Below are 25,163 nucleotides of genomic sequence, written 5' to 3'. Positions count from 1 at the left end.
AATTACAACTTGTTACTGCTTCGTTACTTATTTTTCTAAATACCCATTGGAAACAATAACTTACATTTGTGGCACATTGTTTGCTATTTGTTACATGTTCCCCGTGTTCCAAATTTACATATATAAAAACCCCCATGAAATTTCGCAATCTCTTCGGCATGCTGGCTTTGGCTTTGACAACCTTCTCGGCATCCGCTACGCCCTGGACCAGTACCGACAGCTTTGGTTACACCGGTACCACCACTAGCTACGACCAGCGCAACATGGCTGGTGCCACCAACATCGTGAGTGGTGACGACGACGCAGCGTCCAATGTGGCCTTGCCGTTTAGCTTCAACTTTTTTGGCAACAGCTACAACTCCCTGTGGGTGTCCACCAACGGCTTGGTGGGCTTTTCGTCCAGCAATGCAGGGGCCTATTGCTGCAACGGCACGGCCCCTGGCATGTCGAACAGCATTTCCCTGGGTTGGATGGACTGGATCACCAGCGTAACGGCAGTCACCTCCGGTGCAGTTGGTTCCCGCGAATTCATCCTGAACTGGAGCGGCAGCGAATATGGCAACGGCAGCGGCGGCATCAATGCCCAGATGATCCTGCACGAAGGCAGCAACGACATCGAATTCCAGTTCACCAACCTGGTGAATGCAGGCCACTCCCTGTTCATCGGCATCACCGATATTGCAACCACCGACTACCTGCAATATGTGGGCAACAACCTGCGCCAAGTGGGCTTGCTGGCCAGCACCAACAACGTGCCCGAGCCCGCCTCGCTGCTGTTGGTCGGTATGGCTCTGGTCGGCATGGTGGCGGCCCGCAAGCGTCAAAAGCAAGCCTGATCGCCTGCCAACTTGCATGGACTCGGGTGCAGAGCACCCCGACCTTTGAAAGTTGTTTTACGTGAATGGGGAACAAAAAAAGGGTGCTTAGGGCACCCTTTTTTGTACGCTATTTTTCTTGCAGCAGGTGCCTATACAGAGCGGGGGCTGCTCTATCATGGCTATACGCCATCGTCTGGGCAGCGCGTTGCGCCCCGGTGTGTGTCCCCTATTTGCACGCCCCATGCACCTCCCAGAACGCCCCCGGCTCAACGCCATCGCTGGCCCCATCTTTGGCGAATTCTTGCTCGGTTACACCGTCATCATTGCCGGGCTGTGGCTGGCCTCGCACACGTCAGACGGTGCGGCCGGCAGCCTGGGGCTGGCCAACCAGGTGCTGGAAACGCTGTACGTCATCTTCCGGGTGCTGGCCATCGGCATGGGCGTGGTGATTACCCAACTACTGGGCGGCCAGCAGGTGGAACAGGTGCGGCGCACCGCGCTGGCGGGCCTGGGAGCGTGTACCTGGGCGGGGCTGCTGGTGGTGGCTGTGCTGGTGCTGGGCAACGACTGGATTCTGGATGTGCTGAACGCCCCCGCAGAAATCTTGCCGCTGGCCGGACCCTACATCCAGCTACTGGCCCCGGCCGCGCTGCTGGACGGCTACAACCTCACCATGGCCGCCATCCTGCGGGCGCATCTGCATGTGCGCGATTCGCTCAAGGTGATGGTGGTGATGCACTGCACCCACCTGGCGCTGGCCGTGCCGCTGATGCTAGGCGTGGGCCCGTGGGAAGGGCTGGGCCTGTACGGTTTTGCGGTGGCGCTGCTGGTCAGCCGCGCCGTGGGCCTGGGGCTGCACCTGGTGCTGTGGCGCAAGCGCATGGCCCTGGTGCCCACCGCCCGCCACTGGTGGGTGCTGCAATGGCGCGTGCTGGGGCCGGTGCTGCGCATCGGCGTACCGGGGGCCAGTGCCGAGCTGGGCTACCGCGCCGCCTTCATGGTGTCGCTGGCCGGGGCTGCACGGCTGGGCGTGGTGGCACTGGCCACCCATGCCTATACCTTGCAACTGCTGCGTTACGTGCTGCTGATCAGCCTGGCGATTGGTTGGGCCTGCGAAATCATGGTTGGGCGGCTGGTGGGCGCGGGCCAGTTCAGCCAGGCGCATGCGCTGGTGCGCAAGGGTCTGCGCAATGGGCTGATGGCCTCGGGCAGCATGGCCGTACTGGCGGCGCTGGCAGCTCCGTGGCTGATGCGCGTATTCACCAAAGACCCGCAGGTGATTGATGCGGCGCAAACCCTGCTGTGGATTGCCGTGCTGCTGGAGAGTGGCCGGGCTTTCAACCTGATCGTCACGGGCGCACTGCGGGCCACCGGCGATGTGATCTACCCGGTGGCCGCCAGCCTGGGCTCGTTCGCGCTGGTGCTGGGCTGCGGCTCGTACTTTCTGGGCCACCGCTTCGGCCTGCCCGGCATCTTCATCGCCTACGCCGCCGACGAATGGGTGCGCGGCCTGCTGATGTGGGCGCGCTGGCACTGGCACGGCTGGCTGCCCCATGCGCGCAGTGCACAGCGCCGGGTGCGTAGGCGATAAATTTATAAGAAATAGGCCATTAGCGCATATAGCAAATGCGTTAGTAGCTATTCTATTAATAGCATCTAAAGCTAGCGCTGGAACTTGCCGTTGGCCCCGATGATCGACAGGTCGGAAAAGTCCAGCCCGGAATGGTCGCTGGGGCTAAAGCCAATCTCCAGCCCACCCAGGTCAAACTTGTCCATCCCCTCTAGCGCGGCTTGCAGGCTGGCGCGGGTGGGTTTGCCGGTCGTGCGGCGCAGGGCTTCGACCAACACCTTGGCGGCCGTAAAACCTTCCAGCATGGCCGGGCTGATATCGGTCAGCCCTTTTGCATGGGCGGCATCGGTCAGCTCCTTGACCAGCCCATACGACAGGGACTGGGGAAACACCTGGCTCACGATCACCCCCCGGGCCTGGGCTCCCAGGCTGCTCACAAAGCCCGCCGTGGCATTGTTGGACAAGGTGACGTACTGCGCCGCGCTGCCTGCTGCCCGCAGCGCCTGGATGGCCGCCACCGCATTCGTGCCCGAGGCCACCAGCAGCACCGACTGGGCACCGGCCTTCACCACCTCGGGCACGATGCCCGAAAAATCAGGCTTGTTGCGGTCAAACTTGTACAAGCCCACTGGCTCCAGCTTGGCCTTTTGCAAACCTTTTTTCGCCCCGATGAGGGCGTCTTCGCCAAAGCTGTCGTCGGTGTAGATCACGGCGATCTTCACCAGCCCGATGCTGGCCTGGTGGGTAATGGCTTTCTCGGCCTCGCGCTGGTAGGGGGCGCGCACATTGAAAACATATTTTTTCAGCGGTTGGTGCAGCACCATCGCCCCGGTCGAGGGCCCGACCAGGGGCACGCGGTGTTTCTCCAGCCAGGGCAGGATGGCCTCGGTGTGGGGTGTGCCACGGGTCAGAAATAAGGCCACAACGTTTTTCTTTTCGATCAGCTCGCGGGCGTTTTCAGCGGCCAGCGCGGGGTCGAACTTGTCGTCCATCGACAGCAGCTCAATTTTTTGGCCGCCCACACCGCCCTTGGCGTTGACGCGGTCAAAGTGCAGCATGGCCCCCGCCAGCGTCTCCTTGACCCCCGCCGCCACCGCGCCGGTAAATCCGCTGGTCTGCCCGATCAAAATCTGCGCCTGGGCTGCCAGACCAGCTGTGGCCAGCAGCACGGCAATAGCCATTGAGTGAGTTGTCTTCATGTTTAATTTTTTGGGTGGATGGTTAAACCGCCCGCCATTGGGCCACAAAGTTACAAGAAGACACAAGTTCCGGACTGCACGCAAGCCTTATCCCAAACCGGTGCGCCCGCAGCATGCGGTAAATTCCCACCCTTCGGCACACTTATCTGGCGCTCTGCGCGCCCTCTCCCATGACCACTTTCGGCACCCCCCTGTCTCCCTCTGCAACCAAAGTCATGCTGCTCGGCTCCGGCGAGTTAGGCAAAGAAGTCCTGATCGCCCTGCAACGCCTGGGCGTGGAAACCATTGCCGTAGACCGCTACGCCAACGCCCCCGGCCAGCAGGTGGCGCACCACGCCCGCACCATCACCATGAGCGACCCGGCCCAGCTCAAGGCCCTGATCGAAGCCGAGCGCCCGCACCTGGTGGTGCCCGAGATCGAGGCCATCGCCACCCCCATGCTGGAAGAGCTGGAGGCGGCGGGCACGGTGCGCGTGATCCCTACTGCCCGCGCCGCCCGCCTGACCATGGACCGCGAGGGCATCCGCCGCCTGGCAGCCGAAACACTGGGCCTGCCGACCAGCCCCTACGTGTTCTGCGATTCGCTGGCCGAGCTGCAAGCCGCAGTGGACAGCAAAATTGGCTACCCCTGCATCGTCAAACCGGTGATGAGCAGCTCCGGCAAGGGCCAAAGCAAGATCAGCGGCCCGGCCGATGTGAAGACCGCCTGGGACTATGCGATGGCCGGTGGCCGCGTCAGCCACGGCCGCGTCATCGTGGAAGGCTTTATCGACTTTGACTACGAAATCACCCTGCTCACCGTGCGCGCCCTGGGCGCGGATGGCGCGGTGGAAACCCACTTCTGCGAGCCCATCGGCCACATCCAGGTCAGCGGCGACTATGTGGAAAGCTGGCAGCCGCACCCCATGCCGTCGGCCGCACTGCAACGCGCGCGCGACATCGCCAAGGCCGTGACCGACAACCTGGGCGGCCAAGGCCTGTTCGGCGTAGAACTGTTCGTGAAAGGCGACGATGTGTGGTTCAGCGAGGTCAGCCCACGCCCGCACGACACCGGCATGGTCACGCTGTGTACCCAGTGGCAAAACGAGTTTGAACTGCACGCCCGCGCCATCCTGGGCCTGCCGGTGAACACCGCGCTCAAGTCGCCCGGTGCCAGCGCGGTGATCTATGGCGGCGTGGATGCGCAGGGCATTGTGTTTGACGGTGTGGCCGAGGCGCTGCGCGTGCCCAACACCGACATCCGCCTGTTCGGCAAGCCCGAGAGCTTTGTGAAGCGCCGCATGGGCGTGGCGCTGGCCTTTGATGCCGATGTGGAAGTGGCCCGCACCCACGCCAAGCAGGCCGCCGCGCTGGTCAAGCCCCGCACCGCATAAAACCCCATGCAGCGCCACGGCATACCACCCCATAACGAGCACAACGGTTCGTCGTCCAAGAACCCGTGGAACCGGCTCTGCCGGGCCACTGGGGTCGCCCCCTGCAAGGGGGGTGGCGGAAACACGAAGTGTGGAGCCTGGGGGTGAACCAGCTAACGTCTTGGGCCGACGATTCGGCGCTGCGCATTTTGCTGGCTGCCGGTGTCGCCGTGGTGTTGGCGCTGGTGCTGCATGCCGTGGGCGCGGCCTTGCTCCGGCGCATCACGCGCAGCTTGCCGCTGGCCTCCCGCATTGCCCACGCCTGCCATGCACCCACCCGCTGCGTACTGCCGCTGATTGCGCTGCAAGCCGTCTGGCAAATTGCGCCACGCAACTTTCCGCTGATTGCCGATGTGCGCCACGCCAACGTGCTGTTGCTGCTGGCCTGCCTGACCTGGCTGGGTCTGCGCGTGGTGCGGGGTGCCACCCAGGGCCTCATGGCCGCGTACCCTTTGCAGGTAGAAGACAACCTGAACGCCCGCCGCGTCCACACCCAGGCCAAGGTGCTGGCCAATACCCTGGTCATCGGCATCCTGGTCACCGGGCTGGCCGCCATGCTGATGACCTTTCCCGAGGCCCGGCAGTTTGGTGCCAGCCTGCTCGCGTCCGCCGGGGTGGTCGGCATCATTGTGGGGATGGCCGCGCGGCCGGTGCTGGGCAACCTGCTGGCGGGCCTGCAAATCGCCCTGGGCCAGCCGCTGCGCATGGATGACGTGCTGATCGTGCAGGGCGAATGGGGCCGGGTGGAAGAGATCACCGGCACCTACGTGGTGCTGAAAATCTGGGACCAGCGGCGCCTGATTATTCCGCTGCAATGGTTTATTGAAAACCCGTTCCAAAACTGGTCCCGGCGCAACCCGGAGCTGATTGGCACCGTCTTTGTGTGGGTGGACTACGGCATGCCGATGCAGATACTGCGCACCGAGGCACAGCGCATTTGCGCCGCGTCCCCCGCCTGGGACGGCCGCCACTGCAAGCTGGACGTGACCGACACCGCCGACCACGGCGTGCAAATCCGCCTGGAAGTCACCGCCGCCAACGCCGACCTGCTGTGGCGGGTGCGCTGCGATGTGCGCGAGGGCATGGTGGACTTCCTACAGCGCCAGTACCCGCAGCACCTGCCGCGCATGCGCGCAGAGCTGCACCCTTCGCTCCAAACGATGGGCACTAAAAACTATTAAATTTATAGCTTCTCGCGCAGGTGGGATATGCGCAGAATGCCAATTTCATACATAAAAATGGGGATGACAAAATAGACTGCATCGCGGAGGATGTGGCACCCACCTCATCCACCAGAGACCCCCACCATGCCCCGCCTCTTTAGCGCCCAGCGCCCCGCCCTTCTAGCCCTCGCGGTCGCCGCCAGCCTGCTGACCGGGCCCGCCCAGGCCACCCCCAACACCCCCTTCGCCGCCGAAGCCCAGGTGCAAGGCACACCGCTGGTGCTGAACGGCGCAGGCACCCGCTTTCGGGTGGTGTTCAAGGTCTACGACATGGCCTTGTACACGCCGCGCAAGGTCAGCACGCCCGAAGAGCTGCTGGCGCTGCCCGGCCCCAAGTTGCTGCGCTTTACCGCCCTGCGCGAGATCACCGGTACCGATCTGGGGCTGGCCTTTATGAAAGGGCTGTCGGCCAACTCCCCGAAAGAGCTAGCGCGAAAGCACACCGTCTCGGCCAACCGGCTGATCGAAATTTTCTCGGGCCGCAGCAAGCTGATCCCCGGCGACACCTTTGCCATGCAGTTCATCCCCGGCCAAGGCACACAGTTTTTCATCGGCGGCCAGCCCCAAGGCAGCCCGGTGGGCGATGCCGAGTTTTTTAGCATGGTGCTGGGTATCTGGGTCGGCAGCAGCCCGGCAGACTATGGCTTGAAGGCGGCGTTGCTGGGGGTGGAGCCGGCGAGCAATCGGTACTAGGAGTATGGGCGGCAGGCGCTACAGCGCGACCTCGTAGCCCGCGTGCAAGCGCCGGTAATGCGAGCGCAGGCCTTTGGCATCCGTGCCCGCAGACACGTGCAAACCGCCCCACCACAGCTCCAGGCTGGCAGCCCGTAGTACCGGATCAGCCGCAACTGCCCAGCGCCAACCGCCCGTGCCGCCACTGTCCCAGCCCAGCCAACCCTGGGTAATGCCGGCCTTACGGCCCGCGCGCAGGGTGATGGATCCAGGATTGCCGCTGTCAGCGAAAGCGATCCACGCGGCCTGGGCTTGCCAGTGCGTACCAATCTTGGTGTTGAGTTGGCGCAGCCCCACCTGGCCCTGAACAGCGGGGCCGTAGTCCAGCGAACCATCGGGTGCGCGGGTGGTGGCCTGAGAATTCAGGAGGCTGATTTCGGTGGGCATGCCAGGCCAGCGCAGGCGCGACGCTAGGTCGTCGGCGCGCAGTTGCACGCGCCAGTGGGCAGCGGGCTGACCGCGCAGAGCCAGCGACACGGTAGCGCCTTGCCCAGTCGTGCTAGGTGCGGCTAAAAATGGGCTCGTGTCGCCGGAGTTGGACCGCGTGCGGTGCGCATCAAAGGTATAGCTTCCGCCGTTTTGGTACTGCGCCATGCCGCTGATTTCATCGCGACGCAGCTTGGTGAGTTGCAGTAACTCTGCATCGGCGTGCCACTGCCAGGCTTCCGTGGCGGGCAGGTTCCACCAGGGTGTGCCAACCTGTATGCCCCGGCCCACCCAGCCCTGCGCTCTGATGTCGGCTGCATAAGTACGGGTGCTGGTGGGGTCTTGCTTCAAGGCAATCGTGCTGGCCAAGGCCACGGCATCGGCGTTGCCTTGCACCCAGGCTTCGGCCCGCAGCAATGCCCCCACGCGCCAGCCGTTGGGATGGATGGCGTACACGTCCGCGCGGATGCTGCGCCAGGCGTGGCCGGGCTGGGTGGTGTCTACGCCGTAGCGGGGCCAGTCGTCACGGGCCAGGGCCAGTACTGGCAGGCCTTGGCCTACCGATTCTTCGGCCAGTGAGGTGCCAACTTTCCATGCGGGCGCGGCATCCTGGGGTTGCCAGACGGCAAGGTCTTGGGCGTGGGTGCAGGGAGCGATCAGAGCCAGGACGGCCCCTGCCAGTCGCGCAGAAAAATATTGCATGTTGAAATAGAAAAAACGCCCGCAGAGCGCGGGCGTTGGTCAGGGGGTTAAGACGCGCTTAGTACTGTTCAAAGCTACCGTCGGCGTAATCCACACGGCTGTTGTTGCTGTTGAATTGGCCCACAGCGGTGCTGCCCTTGGTCAGCGGGTAGAGCGTTGTGGATTTGTCCACCACCACCTTGACACCGTTGGTGCTGGTCAGGGTCAAGATATTGGACGCAGCGTTGCTGGCACCCTCGACATTGATCGTGACTGAGCCCTGCGCGTACTGGCCGGTGACAGTGGTGTCGGTGCTGCTGCCCTTGTCGTGGTGGGTGGCCGACAACTGTAGATTCAGCACGGGCCGGTTCGCAATGGTGACCTTGCCTGTAAAGCTGGCACCGGTCTTTTCTACGTTGGTCGTGCTGCGGGCCTGGTTGGCGTGGAATGCGGCGTAGTCCGGCTTGGAGGCGGTGAACGTACCCTCAAAGAAGTTCACGCCATTGCGCTGGATGCTGCCCGTGAAGGCAAGCGCCGTGGGCAGGTACTTGGCCTGGTCGGCATCCCAAGTAAAAGCCCTCAGCGTGAAGTCGCCTGCCACCGCACTACCGGCGGTACTGGCCTTGAGCTTGAGCCGCAGGGCCTCGCTGCCATCTTGTGCAGTGGCGGTGGTGGTGCCTTCACGGGCCGTCAGGAAGGAGCCTGCCAACAGTTCTAGCTTGGTCTCCAGTGCGCCGTTCTTGATCACATCGATGGAGCCCGCAGCGGCCAGGGTGTAGAGGCCACTGGCATTGGTCAGCGTGCCTGCCAGGGTGACGTTGTGCTTGTCGCCCAGCACCGTGGCAACAGGCGGAATGGAGAATCCCGTGTTGGTGGTGGAGTTGTAGCTGTAAGACCAGTCGCTGATGTCAAATGCCGGAGCCAGCTCGCCCGCCAGATTGACCGCATTTACCTGCCCAGTGCTGTCGCGCTGCAAGATCAGGGTGGCCGCATTGCCCGGGAAGTCTGCGCCGAAAGCGGTTCTGGTTTCGATGGTGCTACTGACGACACCCGCAGTGATGGCAGATGCCACACGCACTGCCTTGCGGGTCTGGGTGTACACCGTAAATTGGGTGGCATCGTTTGCGTTAGGGTGAAGGCGCACGCGGGTCGTCCATACGGTGTTGCACACCTCGCCTATTGCCGTGCAGGCATGGTAGTAGCCCTGTGCATTGCTGGGGTCTACAAACTGTGCATTGGTACCGCAAGCTACATACAAGGCATCGGCCCTGGAGGTAGCTAGCACGTTGTAACTGGTATCGCTGTAGAAGCCACAGCTTCCTTCATGAAACGTCCGGCTGGCGACAAAAGTGGCATTGGTGTTTTGCACCACGTCGTACCAAAACTGCGCCGCGTTTTGCGCAATATGCATAGCCCGCATGGTGGACTGACCCACTGGTGCGGTGCGGTTTTTCAGGTCATCGGCCACTGCCTGTAACTCGGTGTGCAGCGACATATCGCTGGCATCCAGCGCCTTGATGTTGCTGCGCAAGGTACCGATGAGCAATTTGGCTGCGATGATGCCGCTCTCGATGACCGGTGTGCCCGACGGCACAGTGATGGCGACGGTGGTTAAGCCATTCGCGGCCACGACCGCATCCAGCTGGGTTTGCAAGGCGACTTGTACGGCGGCGGCGTTGATGCCTTGGGCGGCAATGGCGCTGGTCACGCAGGCCACTTTGGCCGCCTGGTCGCCCGCACAGCCTAGGTTGCCGGATTGGGCCATTTGCGAAATGGCAGTGAGCGCAGCGGCCAGCGCATTTTTAGGCGCTTTGCTGGTGGGATCAAATACGGCGGCGGTGGTCAGCGGGTCGAAGGTCAGCGCCTCGGTGATGTCTTTGTTGGCCTGCGCCACATTGGTGCCGGTCAGCCCACCGGTTTTGGCCAGTGCGGCGACGGTGGCCAGTTCGGTAAACGGATTGAGCTGGACGGTAATGTTCTGGCCCGCTGTGGCGAGTGTGACGGCACGCAGGCTAAAGCCTAGTGCGGGAGTGATGGTGGTGCCCGTGGCTTCGTCGTACAGGGTCGTGCCCGCGACCGCCTTGGCCTCGACCATCACTACGCCGGTGTAGCCGCTGATGACGGCGCTGTAGTTGCCGGAGGCATCGGACGCGATGCTGGCGGGCACCGTGGTCAGTTTGTCGCCTCGGGTGCCTGCGGCAGTCGTTTTGTACAGGCTGATCTCTGCATTGGCCATCGCTCCCTTGATGGCGGCACCCGCTACCGTGCTGTTGGCGGCTACCGGTGCATCGCTCCCACCACTACCACCGCCACAGCTCACCACCAAGACCATGCCCAGTGCGCCCATTGCAGCCGCAGCCGCGCGGTGTGAAATCCATCGTTTTTGTTGCATTTATGTACCCAATTTGTAAAGGTTGTGACGGATGTCTGTGTGCGGTCGGGTCTGCCATACCCACGAAAGGGGATGAAAACCAACGTGTCCGCGCCATTCTTGCCGTCCAGCTGTACGCTTCGGCAGACAATGTAAAGATTTCCGTACATACCCTTACCTTTTGACACACACCGACATGCAAGAAACTCTAGACAGTTGGATGCGCCAACGGGCGCGGGAGTTGGGGCTGAACCTGAGTGAGCTGTGCAAACAGGCGGATATTGGGCGGCAAACGCTGTACGACCTGGCCCGCATTCCCGACAAGCTGCCGTCCATGCATACCGTGGTGGCGCTGGCGGATGTGTTGCAAGTACACCCCTTGCGCATACTGCATTTGGTGTTTGAAGCTGTGCCCATCAAACCGGCGGTGAAGCGGGCCCAGCAGCAGGGTGACCGCAGCATGTTTTTGCGGGATGTGACCGCCCCAGACGGGGCGCTGGTGCTGCCGGGCCAGCGTTTCACCAAAACCTGGGAACTGCAAAACGCGGGCAGCATGCCCTGGGAAGGGCGCTTTTTGCAGTGCATGGACGAGGAGATCGTGGTGGCGACGCGCACCGGCGAAACCCTGCATCTGGCCCCCAACCTGGTGCCTGCCAGCACCCGCATTGCCGTACCCACCACCGAGCCCGGAGGCACAATGCAACTGAGCGTGGAATTCACGGCCCCGCAAGCGCCTGGCACGGTGCTGTCGTACTGGAAGTTGGTGTTGGCCGATGGAACGCTGTGCTTCCCCGGCAGCGTGGGGGTCTGGGCCAAAGTGCGGGTTAACAATTTTATCCAAAGCACGTTCAATGCCAAAGGGCTACATGCCGGCGGTGACGAGACCGTTATTCAGGCATCAAATCGGCATATAGCGCAGACCCCACCTGCGCAAGCAGCTATTATTTTTAAATAATTAGCTTAAATCACCGTCAGCCCGGCCCCGCCACCCGACTGCACCAACCGCCCCCGGCCGGTATTTTTGGCCTCGTACAGCGCGGCATCGGCGCGGGCGAGCAGGCCGGCCAGGGTGGAGTCGCCATCTTTGAGCACGCCCACTCCGGCGCTGAAGTCGAGCGGAAAACCCAGCTCCTTCTCGGCCGTTTGGCGCAGCACGGTGCGCAGGCGCAGGTCAAAGCCAATGCTGGCCGAGCGGTGGGTGTTGGCCAGCACGATGCAGAACTCCTCGCCGCCCAGGCGGCCCACCAGGTCGCCGGTGCGGCGGCTCTCGCGCAGCAGGCGGGCAAACAGTTTGAGAGCTTTGTCGCCCACCTCGTGGCCATGGGTGTCGTTGACGCGCTTGAAGTGGTCGATGTCCAGCATCATCAGGGTCAGCGGCTGCTGGTAGCGCATGGCGTTGGCAAACATGCCTTCGGCGCGTTCCAGCCAGCCCCGGCGGTTAAGCAGGCCGGTCAGGCCGTCGGTCATGGCCAGGTTGTGCAGGCGGGCTTTGGCCTCGTCACGCCAGGCGGTCAGCAGCGCCACGACCACCGCGACCAAGGCCAGATTGACCCCCAAGGCCAGGGCCAGGGCCAGATCGGACAGGTACAGCGGCACCCACACACCCGCCAGCCCGCGCACCAGCAACACGCCCGCCAAGCCCACCAGGCAGACACACAGCAGCCAACGCCAGGCGCGGCCCATAGGCCGCAGCGGAAACAAGCTGGCACTGCCCGTCAACACCAGCATGGTGGCCAGACCCAGGTGGGCCCATCCCCACTGGAATGTCGGACTCGCCAGCCCCAGGGCATACCCCAGCGGCACGGCCACCACCAGCAGGCGCAAACCACGCTCGCACCAGCGGTAGTCCAAGCCCGCGTACGCACCCCGGCGGCGACGGCGTTTTTCCTTGGCGGCGGGGCGCGTGCGGTGGCCCAACCAACTGCCCAAGGCCCGGTGCAGCAACCACAGGCCCAGGCTAAAAAACAGCAGAGCCACCGGTGCCAGCAGCGGGGCCCAGAAGGATCCGGCCGTGATGCTGGCCAAAGCCCCCAGCAATAGGGCCGCCAGACACATTTGCACACAGCGGGTGGCGGCACTGGCTCCGGCCCCCACGATGGGCAGCAAAGCCAGCGACACCATCGCCAGATTGGCGGTGGCAATCACCAGCAGGGTGGGTATGTCGAGCAACATCAAGGCGGGCCTGGAGGTTATTGGAATGCCACTTCGGCAAAGCTGCGCAGCTTGCGGCTGTGCAGCTGGTTCATGCCCTGGGCGCGCAGCAACTCAATCGCGCGGATGCCGATGCGCAGGTGCTGGTCTACCCGTTCGCGGTAGAAGTGGTTGGCCATGCCGGGCAGCTTGATTTCGCCGTGCAGTGGTTTGTCGCTCACGCACAGCAGCGTGCCGTAGGGCACCCGGAAGCGGAAGCCGTTGGCGGCGATGGTGGCGCTCTCCATGTCCAGCGCCACGGCGCGGCTCTGGCTGAAGCGGCGCTGCGGCTGGTTGTTGGGCAGCAGTTCCCAGTTGCGGTTGTCGGTGCTGGCCACGGTGCCGGTGCGCATGATGCTTTTGAGTGCCGCGCCCTGGATTTGGGTGACATCGGCCACCGCCTGCTCCAGGGCCATCTGGATTTCGGCCAGCGCGGGAATCGGCACCCACAGCGGCAGCTCTTCATCCAGCACGTGGTCTTCGCGCACATAGCCGTGGGCCAGTACGTAGTCGCCCAGCTGCTGGCTGTTGCGCAGGCCCGCGCAGTGGCCCACCATGATCCAGGCGTGCGGGCGCAGCACGGCGATGTGGTCGGTGATGTTCTTGGCATTCGCCGGGCCCACGCCGATATTGACCATGCTGATACCCGCGCTGTCGGCCCGCACCAGGTGGTAGCCGGGCATTTGCGGCAGGCGCGGCGGGGCGGCTCCCAGCGCATCGCGCGGCTCGGCGGGCAGGCCGACACGGCGGGTCACCACGTTGCCGGGTTCCACAAAGGCGATGTACTCGCTGGCCGGGTCGGCCATCGCCGCATGGCCCATGCGCACAAATTCGTCGATGTAAAACTGGTAGTTGGTGAACAGCACGAAGTTCTGAAAATGCTCTGGCCCGGTGCCGCTGTAGTGGCGCAGGCGGTGCAGCGAATAGTCGATGCGCGGGGCGGTAAACAGGGCCAGCGGCTGCGGGTCGCCGGGGCGGGGCTCGTAGGTGCCGTTGGCAATGCCGTCGTCCATCGCGGCCAGGTCGGGCAGGTCAAACACGTCGCGCATCAGCAGACGGCGGCTGGCATCCATCTGGCCTTCCACGTGGTCGTGCTCGGCAAACGAGAAGTGCACCGGAATCGGCAGGGCGCTGGTGCCGATTTCCAGCTCCACCTGGTGGTTTTGCAGCAGCAGGCGAAACTGCTCCAGCAGGTAGCCGCTGAACAGGTCAGGCCGGGTCAGCGTGGTTTCAAACCGGCCCGGCCCGGCCACAAAGCCGTAGCTCAGGTGCGCGCCCTCCAGGTCCGCCGCGTGGGCCACGGTTTCGGTGTGCATGCGCACAAACGGGTAGCAGGCGCGCACATGGCCGGGCAGCGTTTCCCCGGCCACAAACCGCTGCATGGCCACCCGCAGGTGGGCGATCTGCTGGTCGTAAATCAACTGCACCTGGGCTAAAGCGGCAACCGGGTCGGTAAAGCGGGCAGGGGCGATGAAGTCGGGTAGGTAGGGCATGGACCTATTGTGCAGTGGGTTGAGGGGGTATAGCCGGTGCGACAGGTTCGCGCATGGTCACAAATTCTTCCGCCGCCGTGGGGTGGATGCCGATGGTGCTGTCAAACACCGCCTTGGTGGCCCCCGCCCGCATGGCCACGGCAAAGCCTTGCACCACCTCGCCTGCGTCCGCGCCCACCATGTGCAGGCCGACCACGCGGTCGGTGGCGGCGTCTACCACCAGCTTCATCAGCGTGCGCTCGGTGCTGCCGCTCAGGGTGTGGCGCAGCGATTTGAATTCGCTGCGGTAAATGCTGACTTGGCCAAACTGCTTACGGGCGGCGGCCTCCGACAGGCCTACCGTTCCGATATTGGGGTGGGTGAACACGGCCGTGGGGATGAGGTCGTAGTCCATCTGCCGCGCGGTGCTGCCGGTTTTGGGGCCCAGCAGGTGGTCTACCAGCACCATCGCCTCGCCCAGCGCCACGGGGGTGAGCTGGATGCGCGCCGTCACGTCGCCCAGCGCGTAAATGCTGGGTACCGAGGTTTGGTAGTGCGCATTGACCTCGATGGCCCCGTCTTTGCCCTGCACCACACCCGCCGCCGCCAGGCCCAGGCCCTGCACGTTCGGCACCCGGCCAATCGCGTACAGCACCTGGTCTACGGTGAGCGTGTCGCCGCTGACCAACTGCACCGCCAGCCCGTCGGGCGTGCGCTGGATGCGGGCCACATCGGCCTGTAGCCGCAGATCGACCCCGGCCTTGCGCACCTCCTGGGCTAAAAAATGGCGCACATCGTCGTCAAAGCCGCGCAGCACCTGCGCGCCCCGGTACACCTGCGTGACCTGCGCGCCCAGGCCGTGGAAGATGCTGGCAAATTCGCAGGCGATGTAGCCGCCGCCCACCACCAGCAGGCGCTGCGGGAACGGCTCCAGGTCGAACATCGCATCCGACACCACGGCGTGCTCAGCACCGGGAACACCCGGCACGCTGGGCCTGCCGCCGGTCGCCAGCAAGATGTTCTGGGCGGTATAGGTTTGCGCCCCCACCTGCACCGTGTGCGCATCCACCAGCCTGGCCCAGCCGGGGATCAACTGCACGCCCGCGCCCACCAGCAGCTGGTGGTAGATGCCGTTGAGGCGGGTGATCTCGGTGGCGCGCTGGGTTTTGAGCTTAGCCCAGTCGAAAGTGGGCGGCCCCACCTGCCAGCCATAGCCGGCTGCCTCGGCAAACGCTTCGGCATACCCGGCGGCGTAGCTGTAGAGCTTTTTAGGGATGCAGCCCACATTCACGCAGGTGCCGCCCAGCGCGCCCACCTCGGCCAGCGCCACCCGGGCTCCGCGCTGGGCCGCCATACGGGCGGCGCGCACACCGCCGCTGCCGCCCCCCACCACCAAAAGATCGAACTCGAAAACGGGCATAGGAACTCCTGGGATTGCGATATCGGGCCAGCCTGCATGCTATCAAATAAATAGCTTCTAGTGCATATGGTTCGTGCGCCATCCCCCTTTTTGAGGATGCGGCAGAAAAGATCCATTCAGAAACCGCAATAATGGGTGCATCCACCCAACCGCCGAAAGTTTTTAGTGAAATTTGCCCTGACCACCGCCGCGTTCTGCCTGCTTGCCAGCACCGCCTCGTTTGCCCAAACCACCGATGCCGCTGCGGCTGCCAAAGAAGCCGGGGCCGTGGTTACGTCCAGTGGCCTGGTCTACCGGTCCCTGAAAGACGGCACCGGCGACAGCCCCAAAGCCAGCGACAAGGTCAAAGTGCACTACCGTGGCACCTTCCTTGACGGCAAAGAGTTCGACAGCTCCTACAAGCGCGGCGAACCCATCGAATTTCCCCTGAACGGCGTGATCAAGTGCTGGACCGAAGGCGTGCAGCGCATGAAGGTCGGCGGCAAAGCCAAGCTCACCTGCCCACCGGCCATTGCCTACGGCGAGCGCGGCGCAGGCGGCGTGATTCCGGCCAACGCCACCTTGCAGTTCGAGGTTGAGTTGCTTGGTATCAACGGTAAATAAGCCCCCTCTCCACGCATTTCTGGACTTTCCATGGCACCGAACCCATCCGCCCCCTCCAACTTTGGCACATCCAATTTCCCCTCTTCCCAATCGGGCGGCCTGTCCAACTTTGGCAGCCGGGGCCACACCGCCGCGCACGACCACATTGCCTTCATTGGCGGCGGCAACATGGCCAGCGCCATCATTGGCGGGCTGGTCAAAAAAGGCGTGCCCGCCAACCACATCGTGGTGATTGAGCCCTGGGCCGAAGCCCGCGCCAAGCTGCTGGCCGACTTTGCGATTACCGCCCATGAAATGCCCGGCCCGGCGCTGGACCATGCGCGCACCGTGGTGTGGGCCGTGAAGCCGCAAATGTTCAAAGACGCGGCCCTGCAAACCCGCTTCCACACCAAAAACGCCCTGCACCTGAGCGTAGCGGCCGGCATCCGCAGCGACAGCATGGCCCACTGGCTGGGCACCGAGCGCATCGTGCGCTCCATGCCCAACACCCCCGCGCTGATCGGCAAGGGCATGACCGCGCTGTACGCCCGGCCCGCCGTGTCGGAGCCCGACCGCAAGCTGATCGAAAAAGTGCTCGCCGCCACCGGCGAAACCCTGTGGGTGGACGAAGAAGTGCAACTGGATGCCGTCACCGCCTTGTCTGGCTCGGGGCCCGCCTATGTGTTTTTGTTCATCGAAGCCATGACCCAGGCCGGTGCCGACATGGGCCTGAGCCGCGAGCAATCACACAAGCTGGCGGTGGGCACCTTTGTCGGCGCATCGGCCCTGGCCCGCGCGTCCAAAGAACCGCCCGAAATCCTGCGCCAGCGTGTCACCTCCAAAGGCGGCACCACCTTTGCGGCCATCACCTCGATGGAGCAGGACGGCATTAAAAACATCATCATGCGCGCCATCCACACCGCCAAGCACCGCGCCCGCGAGCTGGGCGACGAGTTCGGGGATTAGGAACACCCCCAGGCTTGCGGACTTGCAGGGCTAGCGTATATACACATCGTTGGTGGGGGCTAGGGATCAAGCCAACTGCCCGTGCGGGTCAATCACAAACTTCTTCGGCACCCCGGCGTCGAACTCGGCGTAGCCGCTGGGGGCTTGGTCCAGGCTGATAACTTGCACGCCCACGATGTCGGCGATGTGGATGCGGTCCCACAAAATGGCTTGCATCAGGGCGCGGTTGTACTTCATCACCGGGGTCTGGCCGGTGTGAAAGCTGTGCGACTTGGCCCAGCCCAGGCCGAAGCGCAGGCTGAGCGCGCCGCTCTTGGCGGCACTGTCCACACCGCCCGGATCGTCCGTCACGTACAGGCCGGGGATGCCGATCTTGCCTGCTGCGCGGGTGATTTCCATCAGCGAATTCAGCACCGTGGCGGGGGCTTCGCCTTGGGAACCCGCGTGGCCGTGGCCCCGGGCTTCAAAGCCTACCGCGTCGATGGCGCTGTCTACCTCGGGGGTACCCAGAATGGCGGCGATCTGGTCGGCCAGCGTCACGTCTTGCGACAGGTCCACCGTCTCAAAGCCCACCTTGCGCGCATGCGCCAGCCGCACCGGATTCACGTCGCCCACGATCACCACCGCCGCGCCCAGCAGGCGGGCCGATGCCGCCGCTGCCAAGCCGACCGGCCCGGCACCGGCCACGTACACCGTGCTGCCCGGCCCCACACCGGCGGTGACTGCGCCGTGGTAGCCGGTGGGCAGGATGTCGGACAGGCAGGTCAGGTCGCGGATTTTGGCCATCGCCCGATCCCGGTCGGGGAACTTCAGCAGGTTGAAGTCGGCATACGGCACCATCACGAATTCGGCCTGGCCGCCGATCCAGCCACCCATGTCCACATAGCCGTAAGCACCGCCCGCCCGCGACGGGTTCACGCTCAGGCAGACACCGGTGTGCTGCTCTTTGCAGGTGCGGCAGCGGCCACAGGCCACGTTGAAGGGCACGGACACGATGTCGCCTTTTTTGAGGGTTTCCACATCGCGGCCCACCTCCAGCACCTCGCCGGTGATCTCGTGGCCCAGCACCAGGCCCGACATGGCGGTGGTGCGGCCGCGCACCATGTGCTGGTCGGAGCCGCAGATGTTGGTGGTCAGCACACGCAAGATCACGCCGTGCTCCGCCGCTTGGCCCAGCGGGTTGACTAATTTTGGAAAAGGAATGGACTGCACCTCGACCTGGCCTTGGCCGATGTACACGACACCTCGGTTGCTTGACATGGGTTTTGTCTCCTGGATGGTTAACGTGCCAGCCCCACCCGAGGCCAGCCGCCCTGCATCTTGAAACGCCGCCCCGTCGCCACTGGCTCAATTGCGACACGGTTCGGTATTTAGAAGCCGGGGGCGGGTAAGCACGGAGGGTTGTTTGCGCGGGCATTTACAAGCCTTTTAGCCCTATGGCGCATATAGAACCTGCGTTAGCAGCTATCTAAAAAGTAGCAGTGGTTTCACCCTGGATTGCATCTGTCACACGCGCAGCCTGCGGCCGACACACAGGCGCAGGCCCGGCTTGGGAAGATCACCTCACCGCAACACTTTGCACCCATGTTGGTGTAACAACCCAAAGGATCTCACCATGACACGCTCTTTCAACCGTATTGCCGCCACCGCCCTGCTCGTCCTGACCGCCGGTGCCTTCCTGCCCGCCCACGCTGCCACCAGCGACGCAGACCTGGCCAGCGCAGTGCAAACCACGCTGAGCAGCAAACTCGGCAGCGATGTCCAGGACGTGACGGTGACCGCCCATAACGGCTCCATCACCCTGCACGGCTGGATGCACGCCCAGCGCGACGAAGACAAGGCCCGCTATGTAGCCAGCACCGTGCCCGGTGTAGCCAATGCCTACAGCGACGTGCGCACCTTCTCGACCGACAGCGAATAAACGGTTCCCCCCATTTCGTCTCCCTGTGTCCCGGCCACCCCTGTGGCCCGGGTTTTTAGGCCCCTGCCGCTTGCTGCGCCAGGGGCCTTTTTTTTCAGGGCAGCACTTCCAGGGCGACGAACTGGGTGATCTGGCTGGCGGCGTTGAAGTTGTTGTCGGACACCAGCACCAGGCTGCGGTTGCCGTTGGCCAGCAGAGGGCCCCAGGCCATGCCTTCGATGTTGTCTACCTTGCTCAGGCCCAGGGTGTTCAGGTCTTGCACCAGGCGCTTTTTGAGCGGGGTGTAGGTAGCACCGACCAGGGCGGCAACGCCGTCGATGTTGCTAGCACCGTCGGTATCCACGATGTACAGGCGCACATAGTTTTTGTAGGTGCTGTCGGCCTGTTGCACCCCGGCACGCTCCAGCACCAGCAGCTGGTGGCTGTTGAGGGGCAGGATTTCGGGAACGCCGTTGTCGGCGTTTTTGCCGGTGGCAGGGGCGGCGGGGATGGCATCCAGCGCATAGGCGTACTGGCCCAGCACCTTGCCCGCGCGGTCGAAGCGGGTGAAGCGCGTGACCGCCGGGGTGGTGGGCGTAGGCAGTGCGCCGTCCTCGTACACCGGGGCTTCCATCGCCGTCCACAGTGACTGGCCGTCGGGCGCGAAGCCCAGGCCTTCAAAAGTGCCGTTGTTGCGCGAACCTTTTTCCTGCGTGGCGTTCATCTTGAACAGGCTGGGCAGTGGCAGGGTGGCCAGCAGCGTGCCGTCGCGGCCCATCTGGGCCACAAACGGGTCCAGCCCCAGGGCGCGGTCGCCTTCGCTGGTCCACCACAGGGTGTTGTTCAGCGGGTCTAGCCGCAGGGATTCGGGGTCTACCACCAGGCCGCCGGTGGTGCGGTTGGGATAGGTGCTGCCGTTGGCCTGCTTCAGGCTGACGGTGGTGTTCACCTGCACGCTGGTGAAGCCGGTTTGGGTGTAGGCCAGGCTGGCGGTGTAGTAGCGGGCGGGGTTGTTGTCGGAGCGGTCGTCGCTGACCAGATACCAGGTGTTGCTGGCGGCATCGAAGTCAATACCGGACAGGCCACCCACCAAGGTGCCACCAACTTGCAGGCTGTTAGAGATGATTTGCTCACCGATCAGGCGCACCGAGGCGACGGACGGCTCGCCCCCATCGCCATCCCCGCAGCCCGCCAAAGTGGCCACAGCGGCGGCAAATAACACAGACAACACGAAACGGGGCTTGTAATACAGCATGGTGGGGTGCCTGGAGAGTGGAGGGTTTGGGCAACCGCACCGCGCGCATTGCCTGCACGGTGCGCTTGCCCAAACCCCTTCACCGGGGTGGGTGAAGGGGTTTCAGATCCCAAAGGGTTTACGTACCGACGATGCCGCCGTCGTTCTTGGTGATGACGATGGTGGCCGAGCGTGGGCGGGCGTTGGCGCCACCGGCTCCGTATCCGGCATTGGCGGGCCAATGGCTCAGGTACTTGGTGGGGTCGGCGATGTTGGCCTTGGTGATGGTTTCACCGGGGTGCTGGATATTGACGAACAGGGTTTTGCCGTCTGGCGTTTCGCTGCAACCGGTGATCTCGCAGTCCACCGGGCCGACCAAAAAGCGGCGCAGCGTGTCCACCGTGGGCTTGGCCCCCACGCGGGTGGTGATGGCCACGGGGGTGATGCCGTCGGCCTTGGTGTAGTTCAGCGTGGCGGTGGTGCCGTCACCGACGAAGCCGGGCTTGCCGATGAGCATCATGCAGTTGGTGACATCGGTGTAGCTGCCGTCGTCGGTCTGGATGTAGCAGAAGCCGGTTTTGTGGCTGAACCACAGGCCGTCGGGGCTGGAGAAGTCTTGCGTGGAGGTCAGCGACGACAGGTTGACCATCGTGGTGTTGGCACCGGCTTCGGCACCGAACAAATATACGTCCCAGGTGAAGCTGGTGGCGGTGGACTCGGCACCGGCTTCGACCATGCGGATGATGTGGCCGTTGATGTTGCCAGCGGAACCGGCGACCCCGGCCTTGCTATCAATGTACGAACGGGGGTTGGCCGCGTCCAGGCCAAACTGGCTGCCGGTGGGTTCCAGTTTGCGGTTGCTGTTGTTGGTCAGCGTGTAGTAGACCTCGCCGGTGACGGGATGCACGGCGCACCACTCGGGGCGGTCCATCTTGGTGGCACCCACCGCGTCGGCGGCCAGGCGGGCGTTGACCAGCACATCGGCCTGGTCGGCAAAGGCGTAGGTGGCGTAACCCGCAATTGCCGAGTTGGTGATGGCCAGCTCGATCCAGGTGCCCGAGCCGTCAGCGGCAAACTTGGCCACATACAGCTTGCCGCTGTCGAGGTATTTATCGCCGGTGGCAATACGGTCGGTGGGGTTGGCATCGGCCTCGGCCCAGACGGCGGTGGAGACAAACTTGTACATGTACTCGCCCTGCGAGTCGTCGCCCATGTAGACGGCCAGCGGCTTGCCAGCGGTGCGCTTGCCAAAGGCGGCGCTTTCGTGGGCAAAGCGGCCCAGGCCGGTGCGCTTGCGGATGGCGGCGGTTTTCAGGTAGGGATCGATTTCGACGATGTAGCCAAAGGTGTTCAGCTCGTTGCGGTAGTCGCCGCTGCCGTCGCTGGCGACGGTCTGGCTGATATCCCAGCGCTTGTACTTGTCGGCCGTGCCGCTGGTTTCCCAGCCGTGGCGGCTGGCGGCACCGGCGGCGCGACCATAGCGTTTGAGGGACACCACGCTCTTGGCGGTAGCGCCGCCCCGGGCGGTGTCGTCAGCGGTCACGCGGGTGAAATAACCAGCCCAGTTTTCTTCGCCGGTCAAAAAGCTGCCCCACGGCGTGTAGCCGGTGCCGCAGTTGTTGATGGTGCCGCGTGCCAGCAGGCCGGTGGTCGAGAACAGGGTTTTGACCAGCGCGTTGCCTTTGACCGGGCCGGACAGGGTGACTTCGGTCAGCGGCGTGATGCGGCGGTTGTAGGTGGATGCCTGGTTGGTCACAAATGCGCCCGCAGCGTTCTTGGCCACTTCGACGATAGACACGCCGTGGGCGGGGATTTCTTTGTCCGACTCGCTGGCCGGGCGCGGGTTGGCGCTGGCACCGGCGGCGTGCAGAAACTGCTGCGACAGTGCCTCGTGGTTCATGGCCAGCAGGCCACGGCTGGAGCCATTCGCATCGCGGGCGGTACCGGCAGCGTTCAGGCCGAAGAACTCCATGCCGTCGTGGTGGTCACCGGCGCGGTTGTCGAAGTCGGTGTCGGTGCCGTCGTTTTTATAGGCGGTGCCGGTGGCGGTGAGCGGGTCGCCTAGCGCGTAGATCACGCTGGCGGTGTAGCCCGCAGGCACGGTGGCCACGTCGGCCAGGCTCTTGTCTACGGCGGTGAAGCCCATCGCGTAATTGACGGCGGCTTCCTCGTCGTCGCCACCACCGCAGGCGGTCAGGCCAAAGCTGCCCATCACGGCCGCACCCGCCGTGCCCACGCCCATGCGCAGCAGGCCTCGGCGGCTCAGGCGGGTGTCGATCAGGCTGGAGATGCTGGGGTTGTTGCTGGTATTGCTGTCTTCGTGGTGGCTGTCGGCGGTCATCGTGGAAGCTTTCTGTGGGGGGTGTTGGTTTATCGGTCTACCGGAAAACCCCCGATGCTAGAAAGCCTGTGTGACACGCATATGGCACAGCCGGCCTTTTTAGCGCACAGATGTGCTGCAAAAAACGGGGCCAAACTGTGGCGCATAGGCACAATCGCCCCATGTCCACCCACCCCAGCACCGCAGAATTTTTGCTCGACCAGCTACATGCCACCGGCCGCGCATCGGTGCGTCGCATGTTTGGCGAATACTGCCTCTACCTGGCGGGCAAGCCAGTGGGCCTGGTGTGCGACAACCACTTGTTTTTAAAACCCACCGAAGCAGGCCGCGCCCTGCTGCCCCAGCCGGTGGAGGGCCTGCCCTTCCCCGGTGCCCAGCCCCACTGGCAAATCACCGCCGACCAGTGGGAAGATGCGGTGTGGTTGTGCCAGTTGGTGCAGGCCACGGCGGGGGCACTGCCCGAGCCGAAGCCGAAATCCAAGTCAAAACTATCAAATAGATAGCTACTTTGACTTACTAAATAAGCGCTAGATGCCGATTTGATACAAAAACTGCCTACGCAGCACGCAGCAACTTACGAGGCTCAAATAACTGCCCACTGCCAGTCAGAGCCCCCTCTTCATGCAAAGCCTGGATATACGCCGCTAGCCGCACACCGACGTATTCGGCGAGCTTGACCGGCACGGCATTGCCAATCACCTGCTCCACATCCGACTTGGTGCCGGGCAACTGGAAGCTGGCCGGAAAGGTCTGGATCAGCGCCCGCTCTGCCGTGGTCAACGAACGCAGTCCGTCGGTTACCGGCACCGGGTCGCCAGCATGGCCGGGGTAACCTTTGGGGATGGGACGGTTCACGCCCCGGATTGTGGGGCTGGGCTCGTCAATACTGAAAACGCCCCGGCGTGCGTAAGAGCGCGGATGGCGGTAGTAATGCTCAAACGGCAAGCGGTTGCAAAAATACTGGCGCATGGTGACCGGTTTTTCGCTCAGGCCTGCTTGCAACGCGTCGTCCAAAAAGCCATCTTTTCCGCCTAACTGTCCGATCACGATCAAGCGCTTACGGGACTGCGGTGCGCCGCAATGGGCGGCGTTCAAGAGCTGGATGGTCAGGCCATAATCGGCGCGCTTGAACACGTCCAGTGCCACTTTGAAGGCTTTGGAGCTGGCGGCACGGGCCACGTTCTCCATGATGAAAAACTGCGGTCGGTAGCTAGAAATGACATTGGCGTAGTGGATCGTCAACGATGCCCGCCCGCCGCCTTCGTCGCGCTTGCCCGCGCTAGAAAAATCCTGGCACGGCGGGCCACCCACCACGATCTCGGGGCGGTAGTTGTCTAGCAGCTGCAAGGTGGCCAGCTCATTGGACAGGTCCAGCTCGACAGCATCGTGGTCGGGAAAGTTGGCGCGGTATACCGCCAGTGCGGGCTGCCAGTTTTCTACCGCGCACACCACGTCGAAACCCGCCTGCTGTAGCCCCAAGCTGAGACCGCCGCCACCGGCAAAAAAATCAACCGTGCGCAGGTTCATGGGGGTCTCCAAACAAGTCGGTAGAAAAGTACAAGATGGCATCAAACCGCCGCTCAGGGCTCAAGAATTTTTGTCCACCACCCAAGATGATGTTCTGGATTTCGTCGCGTGCAATGGCGGGTTTGACCAGCCGGGCGCAGGCCATCAGCTCGCGCGAACGGGTGCCGGAAATAGCGAATTCTTTGTCATTCTGGTTATCGAAGGTCATGCCGTCAAAGATCGGGGCCTGGTACACCTTGTCGGACTTGGAGCGCTCGTACAAAAAGCGCGCCAGGCGCAGAGCCGCACGGGCGTAGCGCGATATTGACGTGGTGTCGCGCGGCTTGCGGGCCGAATCCAAGAACAGGTGCGTGAGCCCAAAATCGCTCCACACAAAGATGTCCAGGCAGTTCTCGGCCAGCACCGGGGACTTCCCCACGGTTTTCCAGATCGGCTGCATCAGCAAGGGCGATTGCAGGTGTTTGAACTCGGTCAAAAACAGCTCCAGCGCAGCGACAGCCCGGGCGGTGATTTGCACCATTTCGGCCTTGGAGTCCCAGTTGCGGACACGGGCAAAGACGGGCTCGAAAATCTCGCGGACCCGGCTGCGGTACGGGTCAACCGCAAGCGCCATCGACAAAGCCATGTAGCGCACGGTGGCCGAGCGGATCACCAGCTCGGCACCGTATTTATCTTCGCTCAAAGATTCGGTGGTGTTGTCGGGCAGCGTAGTGAGCTTGACCTCGATGGGGCGGATCTGACGCACCGGGTCGCCCGACCCGACCACCAAGTCGATCGCGGGCAGCTCGTCGTGGACGAAAGAGCGGAAATGGTCAAACCGCGCCTCGAACGCGAAGTGGAGCTGCTCGTTCGGCAAGCTGCTGCCAAACAGCTTTTCCACATCCAGCTCACCAACTTCGGTTTTGCCCGTGTCTTTGAACTGCACATACACCAGCGGCAGCTGCCGGGACCGCATGTAGCAGGCCAGCGCCACCGGGAAAGCCGAATTGAATTGGTTCTTACCCCAGTAATACGGGTCGGAAAAGTTCCGGTTGCTACGGGTAATGCCGAAAAGGGACGGACTGATGGGCTGGGACATGCTGCTATTTTATACAGTGTT

The 25,163-nt window shown here is 63.4% G+C and carries 21 protein-coding genes; 10 read left to right on the top strand and 11 right to left on the bottom strand.

The genetic code is table 11. From position 1 onward, the window contains the following. Nucleotides 1-134 precede the first annotated feature (134 nt). Entirely contained in the window at nucleotides 135-836 is a 702-nt protein-coding gene (locus AC0969_RS14635; protein WP_479624883.1) for a PEP-CTERM sorting domain-containing protein, read from the top strand. Nucleotides 837-1,059: 223 nt separating this feature from the next. Further along, nucleotides 1,060-2,409 (top strand): MATE family efflux transporter, encoded by a 1,350-nt coding sequence (locus AC0969_RS14630; RefSeq protein WP_479624882.1) that lies wholly within the window; start codon nucleotides 1,060-1,062, stop codon nucleotides 2,407-2,409. A gap of 71 nt (nucleotides 2,410-2,480) precedes the next feature. Here the strand turns inward: AC0969_RS14630 and AC0969_RS14625 are convergent, their stop codons facing one another. Then, entirely contained in the window at nucleotides 2,481-3,587 is a 1,107-nt protein-coding gene (locus AC0969_RS14625) for an ABC transporter substrate-binding protein (protein WP_479624881.1), read from the bottom strand. 170 nt (nucleotides 3,588-3,757) lie between these two features. On the opposite strand from AC0969_RS14625, the gene purT reads away from it, so the two are divergent. The 3 genes from purT (at nucleotide 3,758) to AC0969_RS14610 (ending at nucleotide 6,915) form a co-directional block, all read left to right on the top strand. Beyond that, the gene (gene purT / locus AC0969_RS14620) at nucleotides 3,758-4,960 is read left to right on the top strand and encodes a formate-dependent phosphoribosylglycinamide formyltransferase (RefSeq protein WP_479624880.1); all 1,203 of its coding nucleotides are present in this window, start codon (nucleotides 3,758-3,760) and stop codon (nucleotides 4,958-4,960) included. A 143-nt stretch (nucleotides 4,961-5,103) separates the two neighbouring features. After that, entirely contained in the window at nucleotides 5,104-6,180 is a 1,077-nt protein-coding gene (locus tag AC0969_RS14615) for a mechanosensitive ion channel family protein (RefSeq protein WP_479624879.1), read from the top strand. A 126-nt stretch (nucleotides 6,181-6,306) separates the two neighbouring features. Continuing rightward, nucleotides 6,307-6,915 carry a chalcone isomerase family protein gene (locus AC0969_RS14610; protein ID WP_479624878.1) on the top strand — a complete coding sequence of 203 codons (609 nt, stop codon included), beginning with the start codon at nucleotides 6,307-6,309 and terminating at the stop codon, nucleotides 6,913-6,915. An 18-nt stretch (nucleotides 6,916-6,933) separates the two neighbouring features. Here AC0969_RS14610 and AC0969_RS14605 read toward each other — a convergent pair whose 3' ends face one another. Both AC0969_RS14605 and AC0969_RS14600 read right to left on the bottom strand, forming a co-directional pair. Beyond that, nucleotides 6,934-8,082: a hypothetical protein gene (locus AC0969_RS14605; RefSeq protein ID WP_479624877.1), complete on the bottom strand. Its 1,149-nt coding sequence runs from the start codon at nucleotides 8,080-8,082 to the stop codon at nucleotides 6,934-6,936. Between the two features lie 58 nt (nucleotides 8,083-8,140). Beyond that, nucleotides 8,141-10,453 (bottom strand): hypothetical protein, encoded by a 2,313-nt coding sequence (locus AC0969_RS14600; protein ID WP_479624876.1) that lies wholly within the window; start codon nucleotides 10,451-10,453, stop codon nucleotides 8,141-8,143. A gap of 175 nt (nucleotides 10,454-10,628) precedes the next feature. On the opposite strand from AC0969_RS14600, the gene AC0969_RS14595 reads away from it, so the two are divergent. Next, nucleotides 10,629-11,387, top strand: coding sequence for an NBR1-Ig-like domain-containing protein (locus tag AC0969_RS14595; protein WP_479624875.1), 759 nt, complete (start codon nucleotides 10,629-10,631; stop codon nucleotides 11,385-11,387). Nucleotides 11,388-11,392: 5 nt separating this feature from the next. Here the strand turns inward: AC0969_RS14595 and AC0969_RS14590 are convergent, their stop codons facing one another. From AC0969_RS14590 to gorA, 3 genes are read right to left on the bottom strand one after another with little or no spacing between them, the layout of a single operon-like run. Further along, the gene (locus AC0969_RS14590; RefSeq protein ID WP_479624874.1) at nucleotides 11,393-12,604 is read right to left on the bottom strand and encodes a GGDEF domain-containing protein; all 1,212 of its coding nucleotides are present in this window, start codon (nucleotides 12,602-12,604) and stop codon (nucleotides 11,393-11,395) included. Nucleotides 12,605-12,621: 17 nt separating this feature from the next. Further along, entirely contained in the window at nucleotides 12,622-14,115 is a 1,494-nt protein-coding gene (locus tag AC0969_RS14585; RefSeq protein ID WP_479624873.1) for an AMP nucleosidase, read from the bottom strand. A gap of 4 nt (nucleotides 14,116-14,119) precedes the next feature. Beyond that, nucleotides 14,120-15,514, bottom strand: a complete 1,395-nt coding sequence (gorA, locus tag AC0969_RS14580; protein ID WP_479624872.1) for a glutathione-disulfide reductase — start codon at nucleotides 15,512-15,514, stop codon at nucleotides 14,120-14,122. Nucleotides 15,515-15,712: 198 nt separating this feature from the next. On the opposite strand from gorA, the gene AC0969_RS14575 reads away from it, so the two are divergent. Further along, nucleotides 15,713-16,117: an FKBP-type peptidyl-prolyl cis-trans isomerase gene (locus AC0969_RS14575; protein WP_479624958.1), complete on the top strand. Its 405-nt coding sequence runs from the start codon at nucleotides 15,713-15,715 to the stop codon at nucleotides 16,115-16,117. Between the two features lie 30 nt (nucleotides 16,118-16,147). Next, a complete protein-coding gene (gene proC / locus AC0969_RS14570; RefSeq protein WP_479624871.1) occupies nucleotides 16,148-17,062 on the top strand; it encodes a pyrroline-5-carboxylate reductase in 915 nt (304 codons plus the stop codon). A 66-nt stretch (nucleotides 17,063-17,128) separates the two neighbouring features. On the opposite strand, the gene fdhA is transcribed toward proC, so the two are convergent. Next, entirely contained in the window at nucleotides 17,129-18,322 is a 1,194-nt protein-coding gene (gene fdhA, locus AC0969_RS14565; RefSeq protein ID WP_479624870.1) for a formaldehyde dehydrogenase, glutathione-independent, read from the bottom strand. A gap of 355 nt (nucleotides 18,323-18,677) precedes the next feature. Here fdhA and AC0969_RS14560 point away from each other — a divergent pair, with 355 nt between their 5' ends. Continuing rightward, nucleotides 18,678-18,983: a BON domain-containing protein gene (locus tag AC0969_RS14560; protein WP_479624869.1), complete on the top strand. Its 306-nt coding sequence runs from the start codon at nucleotides 18,678-18,680 to the stop codon at nucleotides 18,981-18,983. A 94-nt stretch (nucleotides 18,984-19,077) separates the two neighbouring features. Here AC0969_RS14560 and AC0969_RS14555 read toward each other — a convergent pair whose 3' ends face one another. Further along, nucleotides 19,078-20,217 carry an esterase-like activity of phytase family protein gene (locus tag AC0969_RS14555; protein ID WP_479624868.1) on the bottom strand — a complete coding sequence of 380 codons (1,140 nt, stop codon included), beginning with the start codon at nucleotides 20,215-20,217 and terminating at the stop codon, nucleotides 19,078-19,080. Nucleotides 20,218-20,335: 118 nt separating this feature from the next. Continuing rightward, nucleotides 20,336-22,537: a PhoX family protein gene (locus tag AC0969_RS14550; protein ID WP_479624867.1), complete on the bottom strand. Its 2,202-nt coding sequence runs from the start codon at nucleotides 22,535-22,537 to the stop codon at nucleotides 20,336-20,338. A gap of 161 nt (nucleotides 22,538-22,698) precedes the next feature. On the opposite strand from AC0969_RS14550, the gene AC0969_RS14545 reads away from it, so the two are divergent. Further along, the gene (locus AC0969_RS14545; RefSeq protein ID WP_479624866.1) at nucleotides 22,699-23,040 is read left to right on the top strand and encodes a TfoX/Sxy family protein; all 342 of its coding nucleotides are present in this window, start codon (nucleotides 22,699-22,701) and stop codon (nucleotides 23,038-23,040) included. Nucleotides 23,041-23,092: 52 nt separating this feature from the next. Here the strand turns inward: AC0969_RS14545 and AC0969_RS14540 are convergent, their stop codons facing one another. Together AC0969_RS14540 and AC0969_RS14535 are read right to left on the bottom strand one after the other, a co-directional pair. Then, a complete protein-coding gene (locus tag AC0969_RS14540) occupies nucleotides 23,093-24,064 on the bottom strand; it encodes a DNA cytosine methyltransferase (RefSeq protein WP_479624865.1) in 972 nt (323 codons plus the stop codon). Further along, nucleotides 24,045-25,142 carry a HindVP family restriction endonuclease gene (locus tag AC0969_RS14535; protein ID WP_479624864.1) on the bottom strand — a complete coding sequence of 366 codons (1,098 nt, stop codon included), beginning with the start codon at nucleotides 25,140-25,142 and terminating at the stop codon, nucleotides 24,045-24,047. The genes AC0969_RS14540 and AC0969_RS14535 overlap by 20 nt, the downstream gene beginning before the upstream one ends. Nucleotides 25,143-25,163 lie beyond the last annotated feature (21 nt).

The sequence above is a fragment of the Rhodoferax sp. LB1P47 genome (assembly GCF_056521445.1).
This window is presented reverse-complemented; position numbering and strand designations above follow the sequence as displayed.

Bases quoted from the DNA above. Each gene is read 5' to 3' on its own strand.
- AC0969_RS14635 (WP_479624883.1), top strand. From the start codon at position 135: ATGAAATTTCGCAATCTCTTCGGCATGCTGGCTTTGGCTTTGACAACC.
- AC0969_RS14630 (WP_479624882.1), top strand. From the start codon at position 1,060: ATGCACCTCCCAGAACGCCCCCGGCTCAACGCCATCGCTGGCCCCATC.
- AC0969_RS14625 (WP_479624881.1), bottom strand. From the start codon at position 3,587: ATGAAGACAACTCACTCAATGGCTATTGCCGTGCTGCTGGCCACAGCT.
- purT (WP_479624880.1), top strand. From the start codon at position 3,758: ATGACCACTTTCGGCACCCCCCTGTCTCCCTCTGCAACCAAAGTCATG.
- AC0969_RS14610 (WP_479624878.1), top strand. From the start codon at position 6,307: ATGCCCCGCCTCTTTAGCGCCCAGCGCCCCGCCCTTCTAGCCCTCGCG.
- AC0969_RS14605 (WP_479624877.1), bottom strand. From the start codon at position 8,082: ATGCAATATTTTTCTGCGCGACTGGCAGGGGCCGTCCTGGCTCTGATC.
- AC0969_RS14600 (WP_479624876.1), bottom strand. From the start codon at position 10,453: ATGCAACAAAAACGATGGATTTCACACCGCGCGGCTGCGGCTGCAATG.
- AC0969_RS14595 (WP_479624875.1), top strand. From the start codon at position 10,629: ATGCAAGAAACTCTAGACAGTTGGATGCGCCAACGGGCGCGGGAGTTG.
- AC0969_RS14590 (WP_479624874.1), bottom strand. From the start codon at position 12,604: ATGTTGCTCGACATACCCACCCTGCTGGTGATTGCCACCGCCAATCTG.
- AC0969_RS14585 (WP_479624873.1), bottom strand. From the start codon at position 14,115: ATGCCCTACCTACCCGACTTCATCGCCCCTGCCCGCTTTACCGACCCG.
- gorA (WP_479624872.1), bottom strand. From the start codon at position 15,514: ATGCCCGTTTTCGAGTTCGATCTTTTGGTGGTGGGGGGCGGCAGCGGC.
- proC (WP_479624871.1), top strand. From the start codon at position 16,148: ATGGCACCGAACCCATCCGCCCCCTCCAACTTTGGCACATCCAATTTC.
- fdhA (WP_479624870.1), bottom strand. From the start codon at position 18,322: ATGTCAAGCAACCGAGGTGTCGTGTACATCGGCCAAGGCCAGGTCGAG.
- AC0969_RS14560 (WP_479624869.1), top strand. From the start codon at position 18,678: ATGACACGCTCTTTCAACCGTATTGCCGCCACCGCCCTGCTCGTCCTG.
- AC0969_RS14555 (WP_479624868.1), bottom strand. From the start codon at position 20,217: ATGCTGTATTACAAGCCCCGTTTCGTGTTGTCTGTGTTATTTGCCGCC.
- AC0969_RS14550 (WP_479624867.1), bottom strand. From the start codon at position 22,537: ATGACCGCCGACAGCCACCACGAAGACAGCAATACCAGCAACAACCCC.
- AC0969_RS14545 (WP_479624866.1), top strand. From the start codon at position 22,699: ATGTCCACCCACCCCAGCACCGCAGAATTTTTGCTCGACCAGCTACAT.
- AC0969_RS14540 (WP_479624865.1), bottom strand. From the start codon at position 24,064: ATGAACCTGCGCACGGTTGATTTTTTTGCCGGTGGCGGCGGTCTCAGC.
- AC0969_RS14535 (WP_479624864.1), bottom strand. From the start codon at position 25,142: ATGTCCCAGCCCATCAGTCCGTCCCTTTTCGGCATTACCCGTAGCAAC.